The sequence below is a fragment of the Sulfuritortus calidifontis genome (assembly GCF_003967275.1).
In the GTDB taxonomy this organism is placed as follows: domain Bacteria; phylum Pseudomonadota; class Gammaproteobacteria; order Burkholderiales; family Thiobacillaceae; genus Sulfuritortus; species Sulfuritortus calidifontis.
Map to the genome: position 1 here is coordinate 2272305 of NZ_AP018721.1, position 25573 is coordinate 2297877.

The following is a 25573-nucleotide window of genomic DNA, read 5'->3' on the forward strand; positions in this document are numbered from 1 at the left end:
CGAGGACTTCCCCGCCTTGGGGCGGGGCTAGGGGTGGGGACCGCAGTCCGCCCGCCAGGGCAAAGGGGGTCTGCTGATGACATTGGTACCCACTCATTTTTCAAAAGAGCCACTAATGATTGCTGAAGATCCATTTCCCCACCAGGAAGCGTATCAACAATCGAGAGACGCCACTCGCATAGAGATTGGGGTGGCCTTGCGGTGCTGCATAAGCGCAAACAGTAGGTAAGCGCCAGCAAGCCAAGCCATGCACCCGTGCTCAAGAATGCTACCCCTGCATATCCAACCCGTAACTGCGCATGAGTGCCTCGCATAACGCCACATCGGCCGGGTTGTCGATCTGGAACATCTTGTGCTTGGCCATGATAAACATACCGATGCGCCCACCCAAGCGGTTATTGAGGCCCCGCAATATTGCCGGCTTGAACACATAGAATGAGCCATTCTCCAGATATCGCGGCTCGATATTCTGGCGCCGCTTCCGGTGGACGGGGTCATGGTTCACGCCCTGAGGATATCCCTGCGCATCCCGTCGCCAGATGAAGAAGTCCTCCACTTCGCAAACAGAAAGCAGGGAATCATCGCTTTCCCGCCGCAGGGCGTCGATCGCTCCATCGAGATCGGCCGGTTCCCGCAATGGCGAGGTGGCCTGCATGCCAACCATCAGATCCACTTCAACACCCTGCCGTTCGATATGGTCGAGGGCATGCAGCCATGCCGATTCGGAGGTGGCTTCATCGCCGGCAATCTCAGCTGGGCGCCGGATCGGCATGGCGCCAAACTCCTTGGCCACCGCCAGGATTTCGTCGTCATCCGAACTAACCCAGACTGAATCGATGCGCTCGGCAGCACGTGCCTGGAGAATGGACCATGCGAGCAAGGGCTTACCGCAGAGGTTCAATAGGTTTTTGCGTGGAATCCCCTTGGAGCCGCCACGCGCGGGGATCACCGCAACAATCTGCCCCACCTGCTACCCCTTGGCCCGCCCGCTATAAACCGTCCCATCGAGGGAACTCGACTCCCAATTAAGATGAGCCCGTAGCTTCTTGGCAATCGGCACTTCCTTGGGCTGAATGTCGATCTCGCCAGCGCCCATGGCCTTTTCGATCTTGCGCACCGCCCCGACCAGTTGCCGAAAGCCAGCTGGCTCAATAGAAGCTGACTGGTCGGAGCCATACATGGCACGACTCAGAGTGATATGCCGCTCGAGAGAGGTGATGCCCAAAGCGACAGCCGCATAAGATACTGCGAGGCCCACTTCGTGACCGCTATAGCCAACGCCGCAGCCATATCGCTCACGTAGCGAGACAATGCGCCGCAGATTGGCATCCTCATCCTCCATCGGATAGGTAGAGACACAGTGCATCAACTCGAAGGGACAACCCGCCTTGCGGAAAATCTCCACTGCCCGGTCGATATCGGCAGTTGTACTCATGCCAGTAGAAATAAAGGTATGTCGTCCCTCAGATGCAACCTCGCGCAACAGAGCCTCGTCCACGATCATCGCCGAGGCGATCTTGTTGTAATTGCAATTGAACTGGCGCAAGAAACGCTGGCTATCGATATCCCATGCCGAAGCAAACCATTCGATGCCCTTCTCTTTGCAATACCGGTCGATTTCACTGTATTGCTCGACGCCGAACTCTAGCCCTTCCTTCTGGGCGCGCTGAGTGCTCCCCCACGGGCTCTCGCGCGGCGAGTCAAGAAATTCCTGGGTGTAGACGCGATCTATGGTGCGCTTTTGGAATTTGACGGCATTCGCACCCGCCTCTACCGCCACATCGATCAACTGCTTCGCGATGGACAGATCGCCGTTATGATTAATCCCGATTTCAGCAATAACGAACAAGCTCATATATTTCCTCAGTCGTCATATGACCAATACCCAGTAGCTGTTCAACGAATGCCCTGACGAACCCTTCGCCACCGCGCCAGGGCAGAACAGCCGAAGCCATTTCCTTGACCCTGGGGTGCGCATCCTCAGGCGCAACCGACCAGCCCCCCTTGCTCATGAGCGGCAAGTCATTGAGATCGTTGCCCAGGAAAACCAAGCCGCGATAAGGGTCTTGCTGACCCAGATTGCGGGATGCCAAGTACTCATCCATGAATGCCAGTTTATCAGACACTCCATGCCGGCATTCCAGTTTCAGTTTCTTTGCACGAGCCAGCACCACAGGGTTCGGCTCCTTGGACAAAATAAACACCTCGGCATTCAGCACCCCCCGCCTGATGCAGCTTTGCAGGAAGTTGATACCAAGGCCGTCGCCCCGGTCGCAGCGCACCAATTCCAGGCCTTCTTGGGTGACATAGACCTTGTTGTTGGTAAACACACCGTCGAAGTCGAAGGCGATCGTGTGGATATGCGCCAACTGCGGCCAGGTATCCGCGCCGGCGCTCAAAATTCCGCCCCTTCAATCAGATCGCACAAGATATGACCAATCAAGATATGCATCTCCTGGATCCGCGCAGTATCCGTCGCCGGCACCACCAGCGGCAATGTACACAGAGAGGCCAGTCGCCCCCCATCGCGGCCGAGCAGGCCGATTGTCGTCGCTCCGATAGCTTTAGCCTTCTCGGCAGCACGAATGACATTCTCGCTATTACCTGAGGTAGATATCGCCAGCAGCGCATCACCCGCCTTCACCAGGCCCTCGACTTGACGGCTGAAGATATCAGCAAAGCTGTAATCGTTGCCAATGCAAGTTAGTACGGAGGTATCGGTAGTCAGCGCGATTGCCGACAGCGCCCGCCGCTCACGCCTGAAACGCCCCACAAGCTCTGCCGCAAGGTGTTGTGCATCAGCTGCGCTACCCCCGTTGCCACAAAGATATATCACGCCGCCGTTACTGATGATCGTGCGCAACAGCACGGCCGCCTCAGCTACACGCTCAGCCATCCGCCGCATATCATCAAGCACGGCGGCATGTTCATCGATTGCGTGCAGGATCACCTGCTTCACTATGCTTACCCGCCCTTGGCGAAATATTCGATAGTCTTCTCCAGCCCCTCTGCAAGAGAGACTTCTGGCTGCCACCCCAACACCTTTCTGGCCAAGCCAATATCCGGCTGACGCCGCACGGGGTCATCCGGCGGCAAGGGATGGAAGACAAGCTGCGAACGCGAACCGGTAAGTGCGATCACTTTCTCCGCCAATTCGCGAATGGTGAACTCTCCGGGATTACCTAGGTTCACTGGACCAGTGAAGTCGTCCGGGCTGTCCATCAGCCGAATCAGCGCTTCGATTAGATCATCCACATAACAGAAAGACCGGGTCTGACTACCATCGCCATACACTGTGATGGGTTCCCCCCTCAGTGCCTGGACGATGAAATTGGAGACCACGCGCCCATCGTTCGGATGCATGCGTGGGCCGTAGGTATTGAATAAACGTGCGACCTTGATACGCAGCTTGTGTTGGCGATGGTAATCAAAGAACAGTGTCTCGGCGCAGCGCTTGCCCTCATCATAACAAGCCCGAAAACCAATAGGATTCACGCGCCCCCAGTAATCCTCCCGCTGCGGGTGAACTTCCGGGTCACCATAGACCTCGCTGGTCGACGCTTGCAGAATCTTGGCCTTGACTCGCTTTGCCAATCCCAGCATGTTGATGGCGCCATGCACACTCGTCTTGGTCGTTTGCACCGGATCCCATTGATAATGAATCGGCGATGCCGGGCATGCCAAATTGTATATCTCGTCCACCTCAACATAGAGAGGGAACGTCACATCGTGACGCATCAACTCGAATCGCGGATTGTCCAGCAGATGCGCGATATTGTCCTTGGTCCCGCTGTAGAAATTATCGACACACAGGACATCGCAGCCATCCTTGAGCAGCCGCTCGCACAGGTGCGAGCCGAGAAACCCCGCGCCACCGGTCACCAATACTCGTTTTCGATTTGCCACGCGCATTCACGCCACCCGTAACTAGAACCCATCTAGAGAAGAACACCCTCAGACAAAGCTGCCCGGATACTTCTTGTACCAATCCACCCACCGTCCAATCCCGACTGCCAGATCCGTCTTAGGTTCGAACCCCACCTCTCGCCTCAAATCCTCGACATCAGCATAGGTCGCCACCACGTCGCCGTTCTGCATCGGCAGAAAATTCTTCTTGGCCTCGACACCCAGGCTCTTCTCGATGGTGCCGATGAAGTCCATCAGTTCGACCGGCGTGTGATTGCCGATGTTATAGACGCGATAGGGCGCATAGCTGGAACCGGGGTCCGGAGCATTCGTGTCGAAGGCGGGGTTCGGCGCCGCGATCTTATCCAGCACTCGCACCGTACCCTCGGCGATATCGTCGATATAGGTGAAATCGCGCTGCATCTTGCCATGGTTGAACACGTCGATGGGGCGCCCATCCAGGATGGCCGAGGTGAACAGCCAGGGCGACATGTCGGGCCGGCCCCAGGGACCGTAGACAGTGAAATAGCGCAGGCCGGTGGTCGGCAGGCCATAGAGGTGGCTGTAGGAATGCGCCATCAACTCGTTGGCCTTCTTGCTTGCGGCATAGAGGCTTACCGGGTGATCGACGTTGTCGTGCACCGAGAACGGCATGTGGGTGTTGGCGCCGTAGACGCTGGAGCTGCTTGCGTAGACCAGATGTTCCACGCCGTTGTGCCGGCAGCCTTCCAGGATGTTGCCGAAGCCGACCAGATTGGTCTGGATGTAGGCATGCGGGTTCTTCAGGGAATAACGCACGCCCGGCTGGGCGGCGAGATTGACCACGCGCTGCGGCCGCTCTTGGGCGAACAGGTCCTCCACGGCCATGTGCTCGGAGATATCGAGGCGGTGGAACTTGAAACCGGGAAATGGCTTGAGCTGCTCCAGGCGGGCCAGCTTCAGACGGGGGTCGTAGTAGTCGTTGAGATTATCGACGCCGACCACCTCGTCGCCGCGTTCGAGCAGCAGCTTGGCGACATGCATGCCGATAAAACCGGCCGCGCCGGTAATCAGTACTTTCATTTTCTGTTAGGTAACGATCAGAGATTTCATGCGCCAGGTTACCTAAGACATTCAAGCAGCGCGAATCGATACGCGAAATGCCTAGCAACGACTTTGATTCGAGTAGCGCGAGATTGGGGGGAAACGAACCGCCCGGCCACGCTACCGCCATGCCGTTTCACGATCGGCAAGCGCGGTTCAGGTTGCTGCGGGCATCCCGGGCCGACAGAAAAGCGACCCCAACGGGTGGATGGATTTTGCCACAAGAAGCCGGCCAGTGGGCAAGCTCATGACCTTGCCGCTCAGCCGACCTTGCGCAGGCTGGCCGGGGCCAGCCCCAATCGCACCGGCTTGCTGAGCAGTTCGATCAGCACCATGACCCGGTTCTCGCCTTCGCGCATCTGATAGATGGCCTCCAGACCGGCAAACGGCCCCTGGGTGACCCGCACCCGCTCACCGGGCGTAAACAGAGGTTGCGGCTGCCGCCTGCCCTCGTGCGTCCGGATCTGCTCGACCAGCCGATCATCGAGCCGGGCCGGCTCGTTGCCGAAGCTGACCAGCCGGCTCACCCCCCGGGTGGAGCGGATTGGGCCCCAGCCCTTGCCTGAGGCGCCCTCCTCCAGCCGGATGAACAGATAGCGGGGAAACAACGGCTCCTCCACCATGGCCAGCCGCCCCTGGCGCAGCTTTTCTACCGCAATCAGCGGCAGATAGCATTCATAGCCCTGCTGCTCCAGGTTCTGCAAGGCGCAGTGTTCCTGCCGGGGCTTGGTGTGGATGAGGTACCAGTGCATGCCAACCCTGTGTTGTCCTTATTGAGCGAACGCATCTTACTGCAAGTCGGCACCGCGCCCAAGCCGCCTGGCGCCAGGGCGCAAACGCGCCGGCCACGCTAAAATCGCGCCATGCGCCGCTTTTACACCCTCGCCTGGTGGCTCGCCCTGCCGCTCGCCTTTTTCTATCTGCTCTGGCGTAGCCGGCGCCAGCCGGAATATCGGCAACATTGGCTGGAACGCCTGGGCTTTATCGCCCCCGCGGGAGACAGGCCGGTGATCTGGGTCCACGCCGTCTCGGTCGGCGAGACCCGGGCGGCCGAGCCGCTGATCCGCGCCCTGCAGGCCCGGCACCCCGACCACGCCATCCTGCTCACCCACATGACGCCGACCGGACGCGCGACCGGGCGGGCGCTGTTCGGCGACGGCGTGACCCAGGCCTATCTGCCCTACGACCTGCCCCCACTCGCCCGCCGCTTCCTCGACCGGGCCCGCCCCCGCTTGGGCCTGATCATGGAAACCGAGGTCTGGCCCAACCTGTTCGCGGCCTGCCGCCAACGCGGCGTTCCACTCTTTCTCGTCAACGCTCGGCTGTCGGAGAAATCGGCCCAGGGCTATGCCCGGCTGCGTCCGCTAATACAGCCGGCGCTGGCGGGGCTGGCCGGTCTGGCCGCGCAGACGCCGGCCGATGCCGAGCGACTGCGGCGCCTGGCAAACCTCCCCACCCCAGCCCTCCCCATAAATGGGGAGGGAGCCCACCCCTCCCCCATTTATGTGGCAAGTCGGGAGCGGCTCAAGCCCAGCCCAGCCTCAGCCCCCTCCCCCATTCATGGAGGAGGCCGGGAGGGGCTCAAACCAGACTCGGCCTCAGACCTCTCCCCCATTCATGGGGGAGGTTGGGAGGGGCTCAAACCCAAACCAGCCCTAGACCCCTCCCCCATTCATGGGGGAGGCCGGGAGGGGCTCAAACCCAACCCAGCCATAGACCCCTCCCCCATTTATGGGGGAGGTTGGGAGGGGGAGCCCCCCATCCTCGTCGCCGGCAATCTGAAATTCGACGTCGCCCCACCCGCCGAGACGGCGGCGCGCGCGGCCGAGCTGCGCCGGCTGTTCGGCGCGCGCTTCGTGATGCTGGCCGCCAGCACGCGCGAGGGCGAGGAGGCGCTGCTGTTGGATGCCCTGCTGCCGCTCGATCTACCCGAACTGCTCCTGCTCATCGTGCCGCGCCATCCCCAGCGCTTCGCGGAAGTCGCCCGCATGATCGGTGCACGCGGCCTCAACTGCCCGCGCCGCAGCCAGGGCCAGGCCGTGGCCAACACAGACCGGATCTATCTCGGCGACAGCATGGGGGAGATGGCGGCCTATTGCGCGGCGAGCGATCTGGTCATCATGGGCGGCAGCCTGCTGCCCTTCGGCGGCCAGAATCTGATCGAGGCCGCCGCCGCCGGCAAGCCGGTTCTGATCGGGCCCCATACCTGGAATTTCGAACAGGCAAGCCGGGATGCGATAGCGGCTGGCGCCGCCCGCCGCGTGCAGGATGCCAAGGAACTGGCCGAGGCCGTGCGCGGGCTCTACGAAGACGGGCTACTGCGGGAAGAGATGGGCGCAGCGAGCATCGACTTTGCCCAGAGCCATCGGGGCGCGACCGAGCGCATCCTGCAGCTGGTCGAGCCGCACCTGAAGGGCTAGTTCTTCAGCAGACCGTCGATGACCTGCACATCCGCCTCGGCCAGGCTGCCGGCGGCGGCCTTGAGTTGCAAGCCGGCAAGCAGGGTCTGGTAGCGCGCCGCGGCCAGTTGCTGGCGGGTGCTGGACAGCTGTTGTTCGGCGTTGAGCACATCGACCCGGGTGCGCACGCCCACTTCCAGACCGAGCTTGCTCGAACTCAGCTGCGCCTGGGTGGAGATGAGCGCCTGCTCCAGCGCCGCGATCTGGGAGCGACCGGAGACCACGCCCAGATAGGCCTGACGCGCATCCAGCGCCGCCTGCCGGCGGGCATTGTCCAGGTCGTAGCGCGCCTTCTCCTGATTGGCCACCGCCTCGCGCACTCGGGAACTGGTGGCGCCGCCCTGGAAGATGGGCAGGGAGAGCTCCAGACCGACCACCGTGGTCTTGCTGTCGACGCCGGTCGTGCTGCCGACCGCGCCGTTGCGGCTGTCGGTGTAGCTCGCCGCCAGGTCCAGGGTCGGGTAATGGCCGCCGCGTTGCCGGTCGACTTCGCGCCGGGCGATCTCCAGCGCGGTCTGGGCCTGGATGACCGACAAGCCGTTGGCCTCGGCCTGCTTCACCCAGGCCTCCATGTCGTCCGGCTCGGGCCGCTCCACCTGCGCCTTGTCGCCCAGCCGGGCAAGCCGAGGCGCCGGGGCGTTGAGCAGCTTCTCCAGCGTCCGCCGCTTCACGTCCAGATCGTTCTGCGCCTTCAGCTCGCGGGAGAAGGCCAGGTCATAGCTGGCCTGGGCGTTGTGGGCGTCGACGATGGTCGCCGTGCCCACCTCGAAGCTGCGCCTGGCCTGGGCCAGCTGCTCGGCATAGGCCTGCTTCTCCGACTGCGCCGCGGCCAGGACGTCCTCCGCCTGCAGCACATCGAAGTAGGCCTGGGCCGCGCGCAGCACCAGTTGCTGCTCGGCGGCTTTCAACTGCTGTTCGGCCAGCAGGGCCTGCAGCTTGCCTTGCTCGTAGGCCTCGAAGTTCTGCAGGCGGAACAGGGGTTGGGTCAGCGACAGGCTGTAGCTCTGGCTATCGTAACTGCGGTTGCCGCTCAGACTGGAGTCGATCTCGTTCTGCCGGGTGTTGGCCGACAGGCCGATGCTGGGCAGCAGGCCGGCCCGGCCCTGCGGCAGCTTCTCCAGACCGGCCTGGTAGGCCTGCTGGGCCGCGGCAAAGACCGGGTCGTTCTGCCGCGCCATGCGATAGATCTCACCCAGATTGGCGGCCTGTGCAGTCATGCCGATCAGGCTCAAGCCACAGAACATCCAGACACGCAGCATCCGCTTCACCTCAGTAGGTCGGCATGGTGGGATCGGCCTCCTTGGCCCAGGCATCCACCCCGCCGGTCAGATTGATCACCTTGCCAAAACCGCTGTGTTCCAGGAAACGCGCCACGTGGTAGCTGCGCACGCCGTGATGGCAGATCACCACGATCTCACGCGCCGGGTCCAGCTCCCCCAGGCGGGCGGGCACACTGGCCATGGGCATCAGCTGCGCGCCCTCGATGTGACACACCCCGTATTCCCAGGGTTCCCGCACATCCAGCAGCAGCGGCTTTTCCCGTTGCGGATCGTCGAGCCAGGCCTTCAGCTCGGCCGGCCGCAGCTGTTTCATCAGAACACGAAGCGCTCGGGCTGGGCCGCGTTGCGCAGGGCCTTGACCTGGGTCTCGAACAGCACGTCGGTGCGCCAGGCCGACTCACCCGTACGGGTGATCAGCCGCGCCTGCATCACCGGGGCTTCGCCCACCACGGCGAACAGGCGACCACCGACCTTGAGCTGGCGCAGCAAGGCATCCGGCAGCACCGGCGTCGAGCCGGTGAGCACGATCACATCATAGGGCGCACCGCGCTCCCAGCCCCGGGCGCCGTCGCCCAACTCCAGCCGGATGTTGGCAAAACCATGGGCGGCCAGCTTCTGCTCGGCCGCCGCCTTCAGTTCGGGTTCGATCTCGATGCTCAGCACCTCGCCGGCCAGGCTGGCCAGCAGCGCAGTCAGATAGCCGCTGCCGGTGCCCACCTCGAGCACCCGGTCGCTCGGCTGGATATCCAGGCTTTGCAGGGCACGGGCCTCCAGCTTGGGCGGCCACATGGCCTCGCCCTGGCCGAGCGGAATCTCGATGTCGGCGAAGGCCAGGGTGCGATAGGCCTCCGGCACGAAGTCCTCGCGTTTCACGCGAGTCAGCAGGTCGAGGATGTGCTGATCCAGCACCTCCCACGGACGAATCTGCTGTTCGATCATGTTGTGGCGTGCGTGTTCGAGTTCCATATCTGCCTCACTATAAGGAGTGGCCCGAGAATCGTCGGGAAATCCCCGAGAGTCGCCGAGAAATCTTAGCACAGCGGCCGGCCGGTCAGCCCCGGGCCGCAGACCGCCTCCGCCACAGCCATTTGCGCGCCTCCTCCAGCACCAGCATGGCCAGGGCGAAGGGCAGCAAATAAAGCCAGACCTCGAACCCCAACGGCGCGGCGCCGAACAGCCGCTGGCCGGGCGGCGTATAGGCGATGACGAGAATGAGCACCAGCTCGGCCGCCAGCCCCAGATAGATTAGTCGGTTGCTTAGCCAGCCCAAGCGGAACGCCGATTGCCGGGGATCGCGGCAGAGAAAGACGTTGACCATCTGCATGACGATGATCGCGGCCAGGGTCGCCGTCGTGGCCTGCAGATAGAGCGGATCGTCCCAAGCCAGCATTCGCCCGTATTGCCAGCCACCGGCCTGCAACACGAAGAAGAAGGCCGACATGGCCGCCGCCGCTTCCATCAGCCCGAGGAAGAGATAGGCGCGCAGCAAGAGGCCGCGCGTGAGCAGGCGCTCGCCGCGTTTTCTCGGCGGCTCGCGCATCAGGCCCGGGTGCGGCGGCTCGGCACCGAGGGCCAGGGCCGGCAGCATGTCGGTGCCCAGGTCTACCACCAGGATCTGGATCACGGTCAGCGGCAGCGGGATCCTGAATAGAACGAAGGCCAGATACGGCACGATCTCCGGGATATTCGAGGTGAGGATGTAGGTCATGAACTTGCGCAGGTTCTGATAGACCGCGCGCCCCTCCTCCACCGCGGCGACGATGGTGGCGAAGTGGTCGTCCAGCAGCACCAGATCGGCCGCCTCGCGCGCGACATCGGTGCCGCTTCGGCCCATGGCCACGCCGATGTCGGCGGCGCGCAGGGCCGGCGCGTCGTTCACGCCGTCGCCGGTCACCGCGACGATGTGGCCCTTGGCCTGCAGGGCCTGGACCAGGGTCAGCTTCTGGTCGGCCGAAAGCCGGGCGAAGATCGCCTCCGGCGCATCCAGCGCCAGTTGCAGTTGGGTCGGCGACAGCCGGCGCAGGGCCTCGCCGGTCAGCACCAGCGGATGCTCGACCTCGATCAGGCCGATCTGGCGCGCCACCGCCAAAGCGGTGCATGGGTGATCGCCGGTGACCATGAACACGCGGATGCCGGCCGCCTTGCAGGTGGCGATGGCCTCGGGCACGTCGGGCCGGGGCGGGTCGGCCAGGCCGACCAGGGCCACCAGGGTCAGCCCCGTCTCCCAATGCGATTTGGGCTCCGCCGGCAAGGCCTCGCGCCAGGCCAGGGCCAGCACCCGCAGGCCCTGCGTGGCCAGCCTGGCTTCGGCCGCGAGCCAGCGCTCAGCTTCCGCTTCGGTCATGGCCACCCGGCCGGCCGCTGTCTGCGCATGGCTGCATAAGGGCAGCAAGGCCTCCAGCGCCCCCTTGCTGTAGAGCCGAGGCCCGTCCGGGGTCGCGTGCAAGGTGGTCATCCGCTTGCGCTCGGCCTCGAACGGCAGCTCGTCCAGGCGCTCGAAGCCCGGCCGCTCGGGGGCGAACCGCTCGGCCAGGGCGACCAGGGCCTGTTCCATCGGGTCGCCCTGAAACCGGCCCTCGCTCGCCAGCCATTGCAGGCTGTGGCAGTGGCGGGCGATGGCCAGCGCCTGATCGAACCCGCCCCTGAGCTCATTCGCCAGTTCCTCCGGCGTCGCCTCGCGCCCGGCCAGATACAGGCGCTGCGCCACCATGCGGTTCTGGGTCAGGGTGCCGGTCTTGTCCGACAGGATCACCGTCGCCCCGCCCAGGGTCTCCACCGCCGGCAGGTGGCGCACCAGGGCCCGGCGCCTGGCCATGCGCCGGGCGGCCATGGCGAGCGACAGGGTCACCGTCGGCAACAGGCCTTCGGGCACGTTGGCGACGATGATGCCGATGGCGAAGACGAAGCTCGCCCAGAACGGCTGGCCGATGGCCTGGCCGACGAGGAAGAAACCGACCCCGAGCAGCACGGCGAGCAGGCCGACCATGCGCGACAGCCGGGCGATCTCCAGATGCAACGGGGACCGCGCCGCCCCGGCCCGCTGCGACAGCCGAGCGATCTGGCCGAACTCGGTGTGGCGGCCGGTGGCATAGGCCACCGCCACCGCCTCGCCGGCCAGCACCGCGGTGCCGGCCAAGAGCACGTTCTTCGCCTCGATCGCGCGTTCGACCACCGAGGGCTCTGCCGCGCGGCCCTGGGGCAGCGACTCGCCGGTCACCGCTGCCACGTTCACCCTGAGGCCATAGGCCTCGATCACCCGGCAATCGGCCGGCACGTCATCGCCCTCTTTCAGCAGCACGACATCGCCCGGCACCAGGCGCGGGGCCGGCAGGCGTTGGCGCTGGCCGTCGCGCAGCACGGTCACCTCGCGCGGCAGCAGGGCCTCGAGCGAGGTGAGCACCCGCTCCGCCCGGTATTCCTGCCAGAAGGAGAAACTGCCATTGATCCCGATCACCCCGAGGATGGCCCAGCCCAGGGCCGCCATGCCCTGGCCCGGTTCGCGCCATTCCGAGAGGAAGGCCAGGGCCGCGGCCAGCCAGAGGATGATGGCGAAAAGGTGGCTGAACTCGCGGGCCAGCCGCCGGTACCAAGGTGGCCGCCGCATCCGTTCGACCTGATTCTCGCCGTATTCCCGCAGGCGGGCGGCGGCCTCGACTGCGGTCAGGCCCTCGCGCCGGCTGTGCAGGCTGGCCAGGGCTTCTTCGGCGCTGAGCTGGTGGATTTTCATGTCTGGAACAGGGTCTTTCCCTTCACGATAGCCCAACGGCCGGGTCCGATTCGGTGTATCCTCGCCATCAATCAATATGTTCGCTAGGGGTCTCCGGCCCGCCGGAGTGAGACACACCCTTTGAACCTGACCCGGGTCATGCCGGCGTAGGGAAGCGTCCTATCTGGCCCAGCATCGTCCCCCTCTCCCGCAAGCGGGAGAGGGCAGGGGTGAGGGCAGTCAGTACGCTCCTACGCCATTGTTAGAGAGTAGGAGCCGCACCATGAACGCCAACCCCCAATTCCTGGCCGCCACCGCCCACGTCGACGAGGCCGCCATCCAGCCGCTGCCCAATTCGCGCAAAGTCTATGTCGAAGGCAGCCGGCCCGACATCCGCGTGCCCATGCGCGAGATTTCCCAGGCCGACACGCCGACCGCCTTCGGCGGCGAGAAGAATCCGCCGATCTACGTTTACGACTGCTCCGGCCCCTATACCGACCCGAACGTCCGCATCGACATTCGCCAGGGCCTGCCGGCGCTGCGCCAGAAGTGGATCGAAGAACGCAACGACACCGAGCTGCTCGCCGGCCTGTCCAGCGAATACGGCCGCGCCCGCGAGAACGACCCCAAGCTGGCCGAACTGCGTTTCAACCTCAAGCGCCAGTCGCGCAGAGCCAAGCCGGGCATGAACGTGACGCAGATGCACTACGCCCGGCGCGGCCTCATCACGCCGGAGATGGAATTCGTCGCCATCCGCGAGAACCTGCGCCGCCAGGAATACCTGGAAAGCCTGCGCGCCAGCGGTCCGCAAGGAGAACGGCTGGCCAAGCTGCTCACCCGCCAGCACCCCGGCGAGCGCTTCGGCGCGGCCATTCCCGAGGAGATCACGCCCGAGTTCGTGCGCAGCGAGATCGCGCGCGGGCGGGCCATCCTCCCGGCCAACATCAACCACCCGGAAACCGAGCCGATGATCATCGGCCGCAACTTCCTGGTGAAGATCAACGCCAACATCGGCAACTCGGCCCTGGGCTCCAGCATCGCCGAGGAAGTGGACAAAATGACCTGGGCCATCCGCTGGGGCGGCGACACGGTAATGGATCTCTCCACCGGCAAGAACATCCACGAGACGCGCGAATGGATCATCCGCAATTCGCCCGTGCCCATCGGCACCGTGCCCATCTACCAGGCGCTGGAGAAGGTGGACGGCCGCGCCGAGGAACTGACCTGGGAGATCTTCCGCGACACCCTGATCGAGCAGGCCGAGCAGGGGGTGGATTACTTCACCATCCACGCCGGGGTGCTGCTGCGCTACGTGCCGATGACCGCCAACCGCCTGACCGGCATCGTCTCTAGAGGCGGCTCGATCATGGCCAAGTGGTGCCTGGCGCATCACAAGGAGAGCTTCCTCTACACCCATTTCGAGGAGATCTGCGAGCTCATGAAGGCCTACGACGTGGCCTTCAGCCTGGGCGACGGCCTGCGGCCCGGCTCCATCTACGACGCCAACGACGAGGCCCAGCTCGCCGAGCTCAAGACCCTGGGCGAGTTGACGCAGATCGCCTGGAAACACGACGTGCAGGTGATGATCGAAGGCCCGGGCCACGTGCCCATGCAGCTGATCAGGGAAAACATGGAGAAGGAACTGGAATGGTGCAGTGAGGCGCCGTTCTACACCCTGGGGCCGCTCACCACCGACATCGCCCCCGGCTACGACCACATCACCAGCGCCATCGGCGCGGCGCAGATCGGCTGGTACGGCACCGCCATGCTCTGCTATGTCACGCCCAAGGAGCATCTGGGCCTGCCCAACAAGCAGGACGTGAAAGAAGGCATCATCACCTACAAGCTCGCCGCCCACGCGGCGGATCTGGCCAAGGGCCACCCGGGCGCGCAGATCCGCGACAACGCCCTGTCCAAGGCACGCTTCGAGTTCCGCTGGGAAGACCAGTTCAACCTCGGCCTCGACCCGGACAAGGCGCGCGAATTCCACGACGAGACCCTGCCCAAGGAGTCGGCCAAGGTCGCCCACTTCTGCTCCATGTGCGGGCCGCACTTCTGCTCCATGAAGATCACCCAGGACGTGCGCGACTTCGCCGCCAAGCAGGGCCTCTCCGAGCAGGAGGCGCTGAAGAAGGGCATGGAAGCGAAGTCGATCGAGTTCGTCGAGCAGGGCGCCGAGGTTTACCACAAGGTTTGACCTGACGCCGCGCGGCGGCCGCGTTAACAGGCCGTTGAAAAACTACTGCGGTGGGCCATCTGCGGCGTTGCGCGGTGCTCGCTCCCTCGCCTATCTATTTTGATATGTCTCGGTCGCTGCGCTCCGTGCGCCTTGCATCTGGCCATCCTCGCTACGTTTTTCAACGGCCTGTTAAGATACGCGGCGATGACGCCCCCTGACGGCCCCCCGCCCACCGCCCTCGCGCCCAAGCCCAACTGGCTGGACCGGCTCAAGCGCCGGCAGGTCGCCTATCGCGACGTCTGGCTCGGCCGTCTGATCCTGTTCGGCGGCGCCGTCGGCATCGGCCTGCTGGCCGTGCTGTTCGCCTGGCTCACCGAGTGGTGCGTGGAGCTGCTGCACGACCTCAACAGCGAATACCCCGGCTGGGTCTTCGTCTCCGCCCCGCTCGGCGGCGCCCTCATCGTCTGGCTCACCCGGCGCTTCTTCCCGGGCGCCGAGGGCAGCGGCATCCCCCAGGTCCTGGCCGAGATGGCCCAGCACGGCAGCCACAGCCGGCTGGGCCGGCCCCTGCTCTCGCTGCGCATCGTGTTCGGCAAGATCGCCCTCGGCGCCGGCGCCGTCTTCGCCGGCTTTTCCACCGGACGCGAGGGTCCCATGGTCCAGATCGGGGCCGCGCTCATGCACGCCATCGGCGACCATCTGCCCAAGCGGCTGCAGGTCAGCCGTCAGCACCTGCTCGCGGCCGGCGGCGCGGCCGGCATCGCCGCCGCCTTCAACACGCCCCTGGCCGGCATCCTGTTCGCCATCGAGGAACTCGCGCGCGGTCTGGAATGGCGCATGAGCGGCCTGATCATCACCGCCATCGTCATCGCCGGCATCGTCGCCCAGGCCTATTTCGGCACCTACACCTATTTCGGCTGGCTCAACACCAGCGGCGTGGACACCTCGGAACACCCCATCGCGCTCCTGCTCGCCGCCGCCCTGGTCTGCGGCGTGGCCGGCGGCCTGTTCGCCCGCCTCTCCCTCCTGATAGCCCGCGGCCTGCCGGGCCGGCTGGGCGATTGGCGCCGGCACCACCCCATCTGGTTCGCCGCCGGCTGCGGCCTGCTGATCGCCGGCATCGGCTGGCTCTCGGGCGACCTCACCTACGGTACCGGCTACGGCGAGGCCAAGCACATGCTGATGGAGCCGGACGCCGAGGACATGCCCTGGCACTTCGGCCTGGACAAGTTCGCCGCCACCCTGATCTCCTTCGCCAGCGGCGTACCCGGCGGCATCTTCGCGCCCTCGCTCTCGATCGGCGCCGGCCTGGGCCAGAACCTGCACTTCCTGGCCGAGGCGGAAGACATGGCCGCGGTGACCAGCGCCCTGTGCATGGCCGGCTTCCTCGCCGCCGTCACCCAGGCCCCGATCACCGCCTTCGTCATCGTCATGGAGATGATCGACGGCTATGCCCTGGTCACCCATCTGATGATCGTCTCCCTGCTCGCCTCGGTCATCTCGCGCGCCATCAGCCCGCCGCTCTACCGCAGCCTGGCGGCGATCTACCTGCGCCACGGCAACCCGACCGAGCCCGGCCCCAAGGCGGAGGCCGGCAAATGAGCGCCATCCGCTGCCGCTCGGGCTGCGCCGCCTGCTGCATCGCCCCTTCCATCGCCAGCCCTATCCCCGGCATGCCGCAAGGCAAGCCCGCCGGCGTGCCCTGCATCCAGCTCACGCCCGACCTGCGCTGCGCCCTGTTCGGCCGGCCCGAGCGGCCGGCCTTCTGCGCCGGCCTGGCGCCATCCCGCGAGATGTGCGGCGACGACCGCGAGCAGGCCCTGGCCTGGCTCACCCGGCTCGAGCTGGAAACCCGCCCGGGCATGCCGACATGAACAAACCCCTGCGCTGCGAGCTGATTTCCTGGAGCCGGTTCGCCCAACTGGCGCGCGAGCTGGCCTACAAGATCGAGGCCGCCGGCTACCGGCCCGACCTCATCATCGCCATCGCCCGCGGCGGCTATGCCCCGGCCCGGGTGCTGGCCGACTACTTCGGCGTGATGAACGTGGCCAGCATCAAGGTCGAGCACTACACGGGGCCGGGCAAGATGAAGCAGGCCCGCATCCGCCACCCGCTGCCGGCGCACATCGAGGGCCGGCGCGTCCTGATCGTCGATGACGTCTCCGACACCGGCGACACCTTCGAGGTCGCCGTCCCCCACATCCGCGCACGCCTGCCCGGCGCCGAGATTCGCAGCGCGGTGCTGCTGCACAAGGCCGCCTGCCCGGTGCTGCCCGACTTCTGGGCGCGCAAGGTGCTGAAGTGGCGCTGGATCATCTACCCCTGGGCGGTGATCGAGGATCTGGGCAATTTTCTGCGCGCCGCGCCGAAGCCGATCAAGACCGTCGCTGCCTTCGACCGCCTGCTGCGTACCCGGCATCATCTGAAAGTGCCCCGACGCACCCTGCAAGACGTGCTCGACCTGGCCCGTCAACACTAGAAAAAGGAAAACACTTGGACACCCTGTTGCTGCTGAAAGCCGCCATTCTCGGCATCGTCGAAGGCCTGACCGAATTCCTGCCGATCTCCTCGACCGGCCACCTGATCGTGGTCGGCGACCTGCTCGGCTACACCAACGCGCAGAGCAAGGTATTCAAGATCGTGATCCAGCTCGCCGCCATCCTGGCCGTGTGCTGGGACTACCGGGCCCGGATCGAGACCGTGCTCGGCGGCTTCCCGAGCGACCCCGGCCAGCGCCGTTTCGCCGGCCACATCCTGCTCGCCTTCCTACCGGCGGCGGTGCTCGGCGTCATGTTCCACAGCACGATCAAGACCTATCTGTTCAACCCGCTGACCGTTGCCGGCGCCCTCATCGTCGGCGGCCTGGTCATCCTCTATATCGAGAAGCGGGTCTATCACCCGCGCTATCAGAGCGTCGACGAACTGCCCTGGCAGACCGCGCTCAAGGTCGGCTTCGCCCAGGCCCTGGCCATGTTCCCCGGCGTCTCCCGCGCCGGCGCCACCATCATGGGCGGCGTGGTGTTCGGCCTGTCACGCAAGACCGCCACCGAGTTCTCCTTCTTCCTGGCCATCCCGACCATGTTCGCGGCCACCGCCTACGACCTCTACAAGAACTGGGGTTTGCTGCACTTGTCCGATCTGCCGGTGTTCGCCGTCGGCTTCGTCGCCTCCTTCGTCTCGGCCATGCTGGCGGTGAAGGCGCTCTTGAGATACGTATCCAACCACAGCTTCGTGGTCTTCGCCTGGTACCGCATCGCCTTCGGCCTTCTGGTCTGGGCCAGCGCCTACTTCGGCTGGGTGGAGTGGCACGCGGCCTGAGCCGGCAGTGAGATTTTGAAGCGGCTGCCGCGACCGGGTTCCGACGCCACCTGGATCGTACCGCCCATTTCGTCCACCACCGCTTGCACGGCATCGAGGCCGATGCCCAGGCCGGCTGTGTGATTCACCGCCCAGGCGGTGCTGAAACCCGGCTCGAAGATCCGATCGAGCAGGCTGACCTCGATGCCGGCACCGTCGTCGCTGACCGCGATGTCGATACCGCACGCGCTCCAACCTGCTTCGACCCGGACCTCGCCCCAGGCCGGCTTGCCCGCCGCCGCACGCAGCGCCGGCGGCTCGATGCCATGGGCCACGGCATTGCGCACCAGGTGATCGAGCGCGGGGGCCAGGGCCTCGAGCCGGCCGCGTTCGAAATAAATGCCGTTGTCCTCGATGCGCAGATGCACCCGCTTGACCAGGTCGAGCGCGGCCTGATCGCAGGCACGGTGCAAGCGGTCGGCCAGGGCCTCGAGCGTGATCTCGGCCGGCACTGTCTCCTCGGCCCCGGCCGGCAAAAGGGCCATGGGCGATTCCTTGAGCGACTGCAGCAGGGCCTCGACCTCTATTAGCTGCGGTTGCAGGTCGACGACAGGCGCATCGACCGTCTCGGCCAAGACCTTGATCCGCAGTTCCAGCCGATGCACCGCCTCGCCCAGCGCCAAGGCACCGGTCATCCTGGCCGTGCCCTTGAGGGTGTGCAGGCTGCGCTGCAAGCGGCGCAGGCCGGCCGTCTCGCTCAAGCCGGCGGCCAGCAAGGCCAGGCCGGTACGGATGCCCGGCAGCAGAACCTCGGCCTCGGCCAGGAAGACCGGCAGCAGATTGGGATCGAGCGTTTCCGGGGCGGCGGTTTCGTCGGTCACGGACGTCAAACCTGGATCATCTCGAATTCGTCCTTGCGCGCACCGCATTCCGGGCATTGCCAGTTGGGCGGCACATCCTCCCAGCGGGTGCCCGGGGCGATGCCTTCATCCGGCAGACCTTTGGCCTCGTCGTAGATGAAGCCGCAGATCAGGCACATCCAAACCCGATATTCCATGAAGCCGTCCTTCTCGCGCTGCTAGAATGAACATTCTGCCCCAAGCCCCATGTAGCCACCAATCCAAATGCCCAGCTTCACGCCCCCCGCCGTCCTCACCTTCGCCGCCACCGACCCCACCTGCGGGGCCGGCCTGCAGGCCGACGTGTTGACCTTGACCAGCCTGGGCTGCCACCCGCTGGCGGTGGTCACCGCCATCACCGTGCAGGACTCGGTCGGCGTCGAGGACTTCACTCCGCTGGAAGCGGAATGGATCGTCGACCAGGCCCGCAGCGTGCTGGAGGACATCCCGGTCGCCGCCTTCAAGATCGGCATGCTCGGCAGCGTCGAGGCGGTGATGGCCATCGCCGAGGTGGTGTCCGACTACCCCGACGTGCCCCTGATACTCGATCCGGTACTGGCCTCGGGCCGTGGCGACGAGCTGGCGACCGAGACCCTGATCGACGCCATGAAGGACATGCTGCTGCCGCAGACCACGCTGATCACGCCAAATAGCCTGGAGGCCAGGCGCCTGGCCCTGGACGAAGGTGTCGACAGCGAGGCGCCCGACCTGGAGGAATGCGCCGAACGCCTGCTCGACATGGGCTGCGAATATGTTCTGATCACGGGGGCTCACGAAAATGAAACCTTGGCACAAGGTTTCATTTCGGCGGAGGCTAATGCCGGCGAAGCCGGCGTTAAGCGCAGCGGCCGCAGCCAACAGGCACCACAGGTCGTCAACCGGCTCTATGGCACCGAAGGCCTGATCCAGACGCTGAACTGGGAACGCCTGCCCGGCAGCTATCACGGCTCGGGCTGCACCCTGGCCTCGGCCATCGCCGCCCTGATGGCCCAGGGCGCCGACCTCCTGGAAGCGGTGAAGCGCGCCCAGGAATTCACCTACCAGTCGCTCCAGGCCGCTTACCGGCCGGGCATGGGCCAGCACATCCCGGACCGCTTCTACTGGGCACGCGGGGGCGATGACGCTTAAAGGTTTATACGCGGTCACGCCGGACTGGAACGACAGCAAGCGGCTCCTGGCCAGCACCGAGGCCATCCTGGCCGGCGGCTGCCGCATTCTCCAATACCGCAACAAAACCACCTCCGACTGCCATCGCCAGGAGCAGGCCGGCGCCTTGCGCGCCCTGACCCGGCGCCATGGCGCGCTGCTGATCGTCAACGATTCCGTCGATCTGGCCCTGCAGGTCGAGGCCGATGGCGTTCATCTGGGCGGCGACGACGGCGACCTCGCCGCCGCCCGGCAACGGCTGGGACCGGGTAAAATACTCGGCGCCTCCTGCTACGACGACCTGGCCCTGGCCCACCAGGCGCAGGCAGCAGGCGTGGATTACGTCGCCTTCGGCAGTTTCTTTCCCTCGCAGGTGAAACCGGATGCCCGCCGCGCCAGTCTCGATCTGCTGCAGGCCGCGCGCCGCGAATTGACGCTGCCGATCTGCGCCATCGGCGGCATCGACTTGGGCAACGCCGGTCCGCTGGTTGCGGCCGGCGCCGACATGCTGGCGGTGATCAGCGCCCTGTACGAGGCGAGCGACCCCAGGGCCATCGCCGAACGATTTGCATCGCTGTTTGCCCTCTCTCCTAACTCTCTCCCAGGAGGGAGAGAGGGACGCAGTGTCGCTACGCGACGTTAACCTTTACGAGGACCGACATGACTTCCCGCAACGACACCCTGTTCGAGCAATCGCAGAAACACATCCCCGGCGGGGTGAACTCGCCGGTGCGCGCCTTCCGCTCGGTCGGCGGCACGCCCCGTTTCTTCGTCCGCGGCGAGGGCCCGCGGGTATGGGACGCCGACGGCAAGAGCTACCTCGACTACGTCGGCTCCTGGGGCCCGCTGATCCTCGGCCACGCCCACCCCGACGTGGTGCGTGCGGTGCAGGAGACCGCCGCCCGCGGCCTCTCTTTCGGCGCCCCGACCGAACTGGAACTGGAGATGGCCGACCTCCTGGTCAAGCTGGTGCCGAGCATGGAGAAGGTGCGCCTGGTCTCCTCCGGCACCGAGGCAACCATGAGCGCCATCCGCCTGGCGCGCGGCTTCACCGGCCGCAGCAAGCTGATCAAGTTCGAGGGCTGTTATCACGGCCACGCCGACAGTCTGCTGGTCAAGGCCGGTTCCGGCGCGCTCACCTTCGGCCAGCCCAGTTCCGCCGGCGTGCCGCCGGAGGTGACTGCCCACACCCTGGTGCTCGACTACAACGACATCGACCAGGTGAACCGCGTGTTCGCCGCGCAGGGCAAGGACATCGCCTGCGTCATCGTCGAGGCGGTGGCCGGCAACATGAACCTGATCGCGCCCAAGCCCGGCTTCCTCGATTGCTTACGCGAGAACTGCACGAAGCACGGCGCCGTGTTGATCTTCGACGAGGTGATGACCGGCTTCCGCGTCGGCCTCACCAGCGCCCAGGGCCTGTACAACATCCAGCCCGACCTCACCACCCTGGGCAAGGTCATCGGCGGCGGCATGCCGGTGGGTTCATTTGGGGGTAGAGCCGAGATCATGGACAAGCTGGCCCCGCTGGGGCCGGTCTATCAGGCCGGCACCTTGTCCGGCAACCCGGTCGCCGTGGCGGCCGGCCTGGCCACGCTGAAGGCGGTGTCGACGCCCGGCTTCTACGAGGCGCTCGCAGCAAAAACCAAGGCCCTGGTCGACGGCCTTGCCGCGGCCGCGAAAGAGGCCGGCGTGCTGTTCTCGGCCCAGAGCGTGGGCGGCATGTTCGGCCTGTATTTCGCGGCCAAACCGCCGACCAGCTATGCCGAGGTCATGGCCTGCGACAAGGAGGCGTTCAACCGCTTCTTCCACCTGATGCTGGTCGAGGGCATCTATCTCGCCCCGTCCGCCTTCGAGGCCGGCTTCGTCTCCGCCGCCCACGGCGACGCCGACATCGCCGCGACCATCGCGGCCGCGCAGAAGGCCTTCGCCAAACTGGCCCCGTAAAGCGAGCAGGCATGGACGACGAACTCTCTCCGGAGGACCTGCTGCGCCTGAACGTCTTGATGGCGCAGGACCTGAAGGCCGTGCGCCTGGACGAAGGCGGCCTGACCCTGCACGCCCTCACCCCCCAAGGCGAGGCCTCGATGCCGCTGCACCCGACCTGCCGGGAAGACCGTTATCTCCGCCTGGTGCGCGAGTTCCTGTCCGGCCACGCCCTGGGCTCGCCCGGCGGCTACCCGGTGCATCTCACCCGCTGGACGCGGCACGGCCAGTTAGCGAGCCCCGACCTGGGCAAGCTTCTGCTCACCGGCGAACCGGAGGCGGTAACCGCCGTGGTCTACGCCCCGGGCCTGACCGACGAGATCGCCGAATACGCCTGGTGGGCCATGCCCTCGATCGAGAACGCCCGGCTCATGCTGCGCCGGGAGGCGGTGGCCCGGGGCCGGATGGGCAAGGTGCTGGCCGATTTCCTGATCGAGCACCTGCCCTTCCTGCAGGACGAGCACCTGGCGATCATCGACACCGTCGCCGTGCTGCTGGCCTCGGGCGCGGTCGACGAGGCCGGCCGCGAGGCCATCTGGAAGCGGGGCAGGCGGGCCAACAGCCACTATGTCGCCTTCCTGGAGATGGCGCCGGACAATCTGCCCTCGCCGCGCCCGGCCCGGGCCGACCTCGAACGCTGGCAGGCCCCGTTGACCCAGCTGAAGGAGGCGGGCAACGCCTGCGCCGGCCTGCTGTTGCAGGTGCTGTCCGGTCAGGGCCAGACCTTCCTCGCCACCTTCGGCGAGATCTTCGAGCGGCCGGAAACCCAGGAGGTGGTCAGTCGCAGCCTGAACGCGATCGGTCGGCGCTTCGCCGCCGGGCCGGAGATCGAGCCGGCCGCGCAGGCGCTGGCCGCCGCCCTGCCGGAACTGGCCGACGATGCCGCCGCGGTGGCCGCCCTGGGGCGCGTCAGCGAAGCGCTGACCGCCCCGGTGTTCGCCCGCTCCACCGCCATCGGCTCCCTGATGCGGCGCAAGATCGAGCCCCTGCTTACCCCCCTGCTGCGGCAGGTTCAGACCCTGCTCACGGCCAAGCCCTGAAGCCATGAAAAAGGCCGCCCGCGGGCGGCCTTTTTCGATTGGCGCCGAAAATGCTCAGCGCAGGCCGGAGATGTACTCGGCCACGGCACGCATTTCCTGGTCGGTCATCTTCTTGGCGATGGTCTGCATCATCTTGCCGCCGTCGTTGGCGCGATCGCCGGTGCGGAAGTTCTTCAGCTGGGCGACGACGTACTTGGCATGCTGGCCGGCCAGACGGGGGAACTGGACCGGGATGCCGGCACCGGCCGGGCCGTGGCAGGAGGCGCAGGCAGGCACGCCGCTGCCGGCATTGCCGCCCTTGTAGAGCTTCTGGCCTTCGGCGACCAGGGCCGGGTCCTTGGCCGGCTTGGCCTTGGGCAGCTGAGCCGCGAAATAGGCGCCCAGGTTGACCATGTCCTCGGCGGACAGCTTGGCCACGTTCGGGGCCATGGTGGCATTGCGGCGGGCACCGGACTTGAATTCGTTCAGCTGCTTGGTGATGTACTCGGGATGCTGGCCGGCCAGGTTGGGGTAGGTCGGCGAGGTGCTGTTGCCGTCGGTGCCGTGGCAGGCGCCGCAGATATCGTTGACGATCTTCTGGGCCTTGGCGGCGTCACCCTTGGCGACAGCGGGGGCGGCAGGCTCGGCAGCAACCGCGGCGGCGGCGACGAACAACAGACCGGTAAGCAGAACGGCTTGTTTTTTCATTTTTTGACAGGCTCCTGGACCTTAGACACGCAATTGGTAAAACCGCCGCATTTTAGCGGCCTTTTTGCTAACATGCCAGTTTTGCGGCCGGCCCCAACGTGTTAAACGCCAGCTTCCAGATCACCGTCGCCGAACTCGCCCAGCTTCCGCCGGACAGCCTCGCCGAGGTTGCCTTCGCCGGCCGTTCCAATGCCGGCAAATCCAGCGCGATCAACGCCATCACCAACCAGAAACGTCTGGCCTTCGTCAGCAAGACGCCGGGGCGCACCCAGCACCTGAACTTCTTCCGGGCCGGCCAGGGCCGCTATCTGGTCGACCTGCCCGGCTACGGCTATGCCAAGACCCCCATGGTCGAGCAGAAACGCTGGCAGGCCCTGGTCGGCAGCTACCTGGCCGGCCGACCGCAGCTGGCCGGCCTGGTCCTGATCATGGATATCCGCCACCCCTTCACCGACCTCGATCTCATGCTGCTCGACTGGTTCCAGGCCAGCGGCAAGCCGGTCCACATTTTGCTGTCCAAGGCCGACAAGCTCTCACGCAACCAGAGCCTGCCCGTGCTGCGCGCCGCCCAGGCCACCCTGGCCGAACGGGGCAATCCGGGCTCGGTCCAGCTCTTCTCCAGCCCAAAGCACATGGGCCTGGACGAAGCGGAGGCGGTAATCAGGAACTGGCTGCAGATGCCGCCGGCCAAGGGCGGCGACAAGGCAAAAAAATGCCCGACCCAAGGGGAGAAGGTCGGGCACCAAGTGCCTTAGCTTTGCGCCAAGGCACCCGCTCAGGGAGGAGATAGCGGAACGAGTTACCTCGTCTTCAACATAGAATAGTCAAGTTGACAGAAAGTTCCCCGACCGGTTACACAAGCCTTTCGACCCTCATTCCTAGCCGACCTGCGCCATGTTCGATCTCTCCAGCTTCCCTCGCAAACGCATGCGCCGCATGCGCCGTGACGATTTCTCCCGCCGTCTGATGCGGGAAACCGTGCTGACCCCGGCCGACCTGATCCTGCCGGTCTTCGTACTGGACGGTAGCAACCGGGAAGAGGCGGTCGCCTCCATGCCCGGGGTCAAGCGCATGACCCTGGACAAGCTGCACGCCACGGCCGAGGATTGCTTGAAACTGGGGGTGCCCGCCCTGGCCCTGTTCCCGGTGATCGACGCCCCCCTGAAAAGCCTGAATGCGGAAGAGGCCTACAACCCCAAGGGTCTGGTGCCGCGTGCGGTGACCGAGTTGAAGGCGCGCTTCCCCGAGCTGGGCATCATCACCGACATCGCGCTCGACCCCTACACCAGCCACGGCCAGGACGGCCTGATCGACGAGACCGGCTATGTGCTGAACGACGAGACCATCGCCGTGCTCACCCGCCAGGCGGAGTGCCATGCCGCCGCCGGCGCCGATGTGGTGGCCCCCTCGGACATGATGGACGGCCGCATCCACGCGGTACGCGAGGCGCTCGACGCCGCTGGCCATATCCACACCCGCATCCTGGCCTATTCGGCCAAATACGCCTCCAGCTTCTACGGCCCCTTCCGCGACGCCGTCGGCTCGGCCGCCAATCTGGGCAAGGGCAACAAATACACCTATCAGATGGACCCGGCCAACAGCGACGAGGCCTTGTGGGAAGTGGGGCTGGACCTACAGGAGGGGGCGGACATGGTGATGATCAAGCCGGGCATGCCCTATCTGGACATCGTGCGCCGGGTGAAAGAGACCTATCAGGCACCGACCATGGTCTACCAGGTCAGCGGCGAATACGCCATGCTCAAGGCCGCTGCGCAGAACGGCTGGCTGGACGAGCGCGCCTGCGTGCTGGAGGCCCTGCTCGGCTTCAAGCGGGCCGGCGCCGATGCGGTACTGACCTATTTCGCGCTGGATGCCGCGCGCTGGCTGCGCGAGGCCTAAGCTTAT

General features: G+C 65.6%; 26 protein-coding genes and 1 riboswitch. Of the genes, 12 read left to right on the forward strand and 14 right to left on the reverse strand.

Annotation, left to right across the window (positions count from 1 at the left end; all coding sequences use genetic code 11):
- Window positions 1–268: 268 nt before the first annotated feature.
- From EL388_RS11520 to rfaH, 7 genes are all read right to left on the reverse strand, one after another.
- On the reverse strand, window positions 269–967 hold the full coding sequence (locus EL388_RS11520; protein ID WP_126463554.1) for an acylneuraminate cytidylyltransferase family protein: 699 nt from the start codon (window positions 965–967) through the stop codon (window positions 269–271).
- 3 nt (window positions 968–970) lie between these two features.
- Window positions 971–1855 (reverse strand): N-acetylneuraminate synthase family protein, encoded by an 885-nt coding sequence (locus EL388_RS11525; protein WP_126463555.1) that lies wholly within the window; start codon window positions 1853–1855, stop codon window positions 971–973.
- Entirely contained in the window at window positions 1833–2399 is a 567-nt protein-coding gene (locus tag EL388_RS11530; protein ID WP_126463556.1) for a KdsC family phosphatase, read from the reverse strand. Before EL388_RS11530 ends, EL388_RS11525 begins: the two co-directional genes overlap by 23 nt.
- A complete protein-coding gene (locus tag EL388_RS11535; protein WP_172599402.1) occupies window positions 2396–2959 on the reverse strand; it encodes a D-sedoheptulose-7-phosphate isomerase in 564 nt (187 codons plus the stop codon). Before EL388_RS11535 ends, EL388_RS11530 begins: the two co-directional genes overlap by 4 nt.
- A 5-nt stretch (window positions 2960–2964) precedes the next feature.
- Complete coding sequence (locus EL388_RS11540) at window positions 2965–3912, reverse strand: UDP-glucuronic acid decarboxylase family protein (RefSeq protein WP_172599403.1); 948 nt, start codon at window positions 3910–3912, stop codon at window positions 2965–2967.
- A 42-nt stretch (window positions 3913–3954) separates the two neighbouring features.
- The gene (locus tag EL388_RS11545; protein ID WP_126463557.1) at window positions 3955–4968 is read right to left on the reverse strand and encodes an NAD-dependent epimerase; all 1014 of its coding nucleotides are present in this window, start codon (window positions 4966–4968) and stop codon (window positions 3955–3957) included.
- A 281-nt stretch (window positions 4969–5249) separates the two neighbouring features.
- Complete coding sequence (gene rfaH, locus EL388_RS11550) at window positions 5250–5741, reverse strand: transcription/translation regulatory transformer protein RfaH (RefSeq protein WP_126463558.1); 492 nt, start codon at window positions 5739–5741, stop codon at window positions 5250–5252.
- A 111-nt stretch (window positions 5742–5852) separates the two neighbouring features.
- Between rfaH and EL388_RS14125 the strand changes: the two genes are divergently transcribed.
- Window positions 5853–7409 (forward strand): 3-deoxy-D-manno-octulosonic acid transferase, encoded by a 1557-nt coding sequence (locus tag EL388_RS14125; RefSeq protein WP_197721788.1) that lies wholly within the window; start codon window positions 5853–5855, stop codon window positions 7407–7409.
- Here EL388_RS14125 and EL388_RS11560 read toward each other — a convergent pair.
- The 4 genes from EL388_RS11560 to EL388_RS11575 form a co-directional block, all read right to left on the reverse strand.
- Entirely contained in the window at window positions 7406–8707 is a 1302-nt protein-coding gene (locus EL388_RS11560; protein WP_126463559.1) for a TolC family outer membrane protein, read from the reverse strand. The genes EL388_RS14125 and EL388_RS11560 overlap by 4 nt on opposite strands.
- Before the next feature lie 10 nt (window positions 8708–8717).
- The gene (locus EL388_RS11565) at window positions 8718–9041 is read right to left on the reverse strand and encodes a rhodanese-like domain-containing protein (protein WP_126463560.1); all 324 of its coding nucleotides are present in this window, start codon (window positions 9039–9041) and stop codon (window positions 8718–8720) included.
- Window positions 9041–9694 carry a protein-L-isoaspartate O-methyltransferase family protein gene (locus EL388_RS11570; RefSeq protein ID WP_126463561.1) on the reverse strand — a complete coding sequence of 218 codons (654 nt, stop codon included), beginning with the start codon at window positions 9692–9694 and terminating at the stop codon, window positions 9041–9043. The genes EL388_RS11565 and EL388_RS11570 overlap by 1 nt, the downstream gene beginning before the upstream one ends.
- 85 nt (window positions 9695–9779) lie before the next feature.
- Complete coding sequence (locus EL388_RS11575; RefSeq protein ID WP_126463562.1) at window positions 9780–12455, reverse strand: cation-translocating P-type ATPase; 2676 nt, start codon at window positions 12453–12455, stop codon at window positions 9780–9782.
- 75 nt (window positions 12456–12530) lie between these two features.
- A riboswitch (TPP riboswitch) is annotated at window positions 12531–12625 on the forward strand.
- Between the two features lie 92 nt (window positions 12626–12717).
- Here EL388_RS11575 and thiC point away from each other — a divergent pair.
- The 5 genes from thiC (at window position 12718) to EL388_RS11600 (ending at window position 17931) form a co-directional block, all read left to right on the forward strand.
- Window positions 12718–14631 carry a phosphomethylpyrimidine synthase ThiC gene (thiC, locus tag EL388_RS11580; RefSeq protein WP_126463563.1) on the forward strand — a complete coding sequence of 638 codons (1914 nt, stop codon included), beginning with the start codon at window positions 12718–12720 and terminating at the stop codon, window positions 14629–14631.
- Window positions 14632–14817: 186 nt separating this feature from the next.
- Window positions 14818–16215, forward strand: coding sequence for a chloride channel protein (locus tag EL388_RS11585; RefSeq protein ID WP_126463564.1), 1398 nt, complete (start codon window positions 14818–14820; stop codon window positions 16213–16215).
- Entirely contained in the window at window positions 16212–16487 is a 276-nt protein-coding gene (locus EL388_RS13970; RefSeq protein WP_165919177.1) for a YkgJ family cysteine cluster protein, read from the forward strand. The genes EL388_RS11585 and EL388_RS13970 overlap by 4 nt, the downstream gene beginning before the upstream one ends.
- Complete coding sequence (locus EL388_RS11595; RefSeq protein WP_126463566.1) at window positions 16484–17092, forward strand: phosphoribosyltransferase; 609 nt, start codon at window positions 16484–16486, stop codon at window positions 17090–17092. Before EL388_RS13970 ends, EL388_RS11595 begins: the two co-directional genes overlap by 4 nt.
- 14 nt (window positions 17093–17106) lie before the next feature.
- Complete coding sequence (locus EL388_RS11600; RefSeq protein ID WP_126463567.1) at window positions 17107–17931, forward strand: undecaprenyl-diphosphate phosphatase; 825 nt, start codon at window positions 17107–17109, stop codon at window positions 17929–17931.
- Here the strand turns inward: EL388_RS11600 and EL388_RS11605 are convergent.
- The gene (locus tag EL388_RS11605; RefSeq protein WP_165919178.1) at window positions 17898–18791 is read right to left on the reverse strand and encodes an ATP-binding protein; all 894 of its coding nucleotides are present in this window, start codon (window positions 18789–18791) and stop codon (window positions 17898–17900) included. The genes EL388_RS11600 and EL388_RS11605 overlap by 34 nt on opposite strands.
- Window positions 18792–18796: 5 nt before the next feature.
- Window positions 18797–18949, reverse strand: coding sequence for a rubredoxin (locus EL388_RS11610; RefSeq protein WP_197721887.1), 153 nt, complete (start codon window positions 18947–18949; stop codon window positions 18797–18799).
- Window positions 18950–19034: 85 nt separating this feature from the next.
- On the opposite strand from EL388_RS11610, the gene thiD reads away from it, so the two are divergent.
- Genes thiD through EL388_RS11630 form a run of 4 tightly spaced genes read left to right on the forward strand, consistent with a single transcriptional unit; the run spans window position 19035 to window position 22981 of the window.
- Complete coding sequence (gene thiD / locus EL388_RS11615; protein WP_126463570.1) at window positions 19035–19937, forward strand: bifunctional hydroxymethylpyrimidine kinase/phosphomethylpyrimidine kinase; 903 nt, start codon at window positions 19035–19037, stop codon at window positions 19935–19937.
- On the forward strand, window positions 19927–20598 hold the full coding sequence (gene thiE / locus EL388_RS11620; RefSeq protein WP_126463571.1) for a thiamine phosphate synthase: 672 nt from the start codon (window positions 19927–19929) through the stop codon (window positions 20596–20598). Before thiD ends, thiE begins: the two co-directional genes overlap by 11 nt.
- Window positions 20599–20615: 17 nt before the next feature.
- Window positions 20616–21902, forward strand: a complete 1287-nt coding sequence (gene hemL / locus EL388_RS11625) for a glutamate-1-semialdehyde 2,1-aminomutase (protein WP_126463572.1) — start codon at window positions 20616–20618, stop codon at window positions 21900–21902.
- Window positions 21903–21913: 11 nt separating this feature from the next.
- Window positions 21914–22981, forward strand: coding sequence for a hypothetical protein (locus EL388_RS11630; protein ID WP_126463573.1), 1068 nt, complete (start codon window positions 21914–21916; stop codon window positions 22979–22981).
- Window positions 22982–23035: 54 nt separating this feature from the next.
- On the opposite strand, the gene EL388_RS11635 is transcribed toward EL388_RS11630, so the two are convergent.
- Window positions 23036–23668: a c-type cytochrome gene (locus tag EL388_RS11635; RefSeq protein ID WP_126463574.1), complete on the reverse strand. Its 633-nt coding sequence runs from the start codon at window positions 23666–23668 to the stop codon at window positions 23036–23038.
- 98 nt (window positions 23669–23766) lie between these two features.
- Between EL388_RS11635 and yihA the strand changes: the two genes are divergently transcribed.
- Both yihA and hemB read left to right on the forward strand, forming a co-directional pair.
- The gene (gene yihA, locus EL388_RS11640) at window positions 23767–24423 is read left to right on the forward strand and encodes a ribosome biogenesis GTP-binding protein YihA/YsxC (protein ID WP_126463575.1); all 657 of its coding nucleotides are present in this window, start codon (window positions 23767–23769) and stop codon (window positions 24421–24423) included.
- A gap of 139 nt (window positions 24424–24562) precedes the next feature.
- On the forward strand, window positions 24563–25567 hold the full coding sequence (gene hemB, locus EL388_RS11645) for a porphobilinogen synthase (protein WP_126463576.1): 1005 nt from the start codon (window positions 24563–24565) through the stop codon (window positions 25565–25567).
- Window positions 25568–25573: the final 6 nt, after the last annotated feature.

Coding starts and splice junctions, on each gene's coding strand:
- thiC (WP_126463563.1), top strand. CDS start 12,718: ATGAACGCCAACCCCCAATTCCTGGCCGCCACCGCCCACGTCGACGAG.
- EL388_RS11630 (WP_126463573.1), top strand. CDS start 21,914: ATGGACGACGAACTCTCTCCGGAGGACCTGCTGCGCCTGAACGTCTTG.
- EL388_RS11575 (WP_126463562.1), bottom strand. CDS start 12,455: ATGAAAATCCACCAGCTCAGCGCCGAAGAAGCCCTGGCCAGCCTGCAC.
- EL388_RS11570 (WP_126463561.1), bottom strand. CDS start 9,694: ATGGAACTCGAACACGCACGCCACAACATGATCGAACAGCAGATTCGT.
- hemB (WP_126463576.1), top strand. CDS start 24,563: ATGTTCGATCTCTCCAGCTTCCCTCGCAAACGCATGCGCCGCATGCGC.
- thiD (WP_126463570.1), top strand. CDS start 19,035: ATGCCCAGCTTCACGCCCCCCGCCGTCCTCACCTTCGCCGCCACCGAC.
- EL388_RS11565 (WP_126463560.1), bottom strand. CDS start 9,041: ATGAAACAGCTGCGGCCGGCCGAGCTGAAGGCCTGGCTCGACGATCCG.
- EL388_RS11545 (WP_126463557.1), bottom strand. CDS start 4,968: ATGAAAGTACTGATTACCGGCGCGGCCGGTTTTATCGGCATGCATGTC.
- EL388_RS11610 (WP_197721887.1), bottom strand. CDS start 18,949: ATGTGCCTGATCTGCGGCTTCATCTACGACGAGGCCAAAGGTCTGCCG.
- EL388_RS11560 (WP_126463559.1), bottom strand. CDS start 8,707: ATGCTGCGTGTCTGGATGTTCTGTGGCTTGAGCCTGATCGGCATGACT.
- EL388_RS14125 (WP_197721788.1), top strand. CDS start 5,853: ATGCGCCGCTTTTACACCCTCGCCTGGTGGCTCGCCCTGCCGCTCGCC.
- thiE (WP_126463571.1), top strand. CDS start 19,927: ATGACGCTTAAAGGTTTATACGCGGTCACGCCGGACTGGAACGACAGC.
- EL388_RS11585 (WP_126463564.1), top strand. CDS start 14,818: ATGACGCCCCCTGACGGCCCCCCGCCCACCGCCCTCGCGCCCAAGCCC.
- EL388_RS13970 (WP_165919177.1), top strand. CDS start 16,212: ATGAGCGCCATCCGCTGCCGCTCGGGCTGCGCCGCCTGCTGCATCGCC.
- hemL (WP_126463572.1), top strand. CDS start 20,616: ATGACTTCCCGCAACGACACCCTGTTCGAGCAATCGCAGAAACACATC.
- rfaH (WP_126463558.1), bottom strand. CDS start 5,741: ATGCACTGGTACCTCATCCACACCAAGCCCCGGCAGGAACACTGCGCC.
- EL388_RS11525 (WP_126463555.1), bottom strand. CDS start 1,855: ATGAGCTTGTTCGTTATTGCTGAAATCGGGATTAATCATAACGGCGAT.
- EL388_RS11595 (WP_126463566.1), top strand. CDS start 16,484: ATGAACAAACCCCTGCGCTGCGAGCTGATTTCCTGGAGCCGGTTCGCC.
- EL388_RS11540 (WP_172599403.1), bottom strand. CDS start 3,912: ATGCGCGTGGCAAATCGAAAACGAGTATTGGTGACCGGTGGCGCGGGG.
- EL388_RS11635 (WP_126463574.1), bottom strand. CDS start 23,668: ATGAAAAAACAAGCCGTTCTGCTTACCGGTCTGTTGTTCGTCGCCGCC.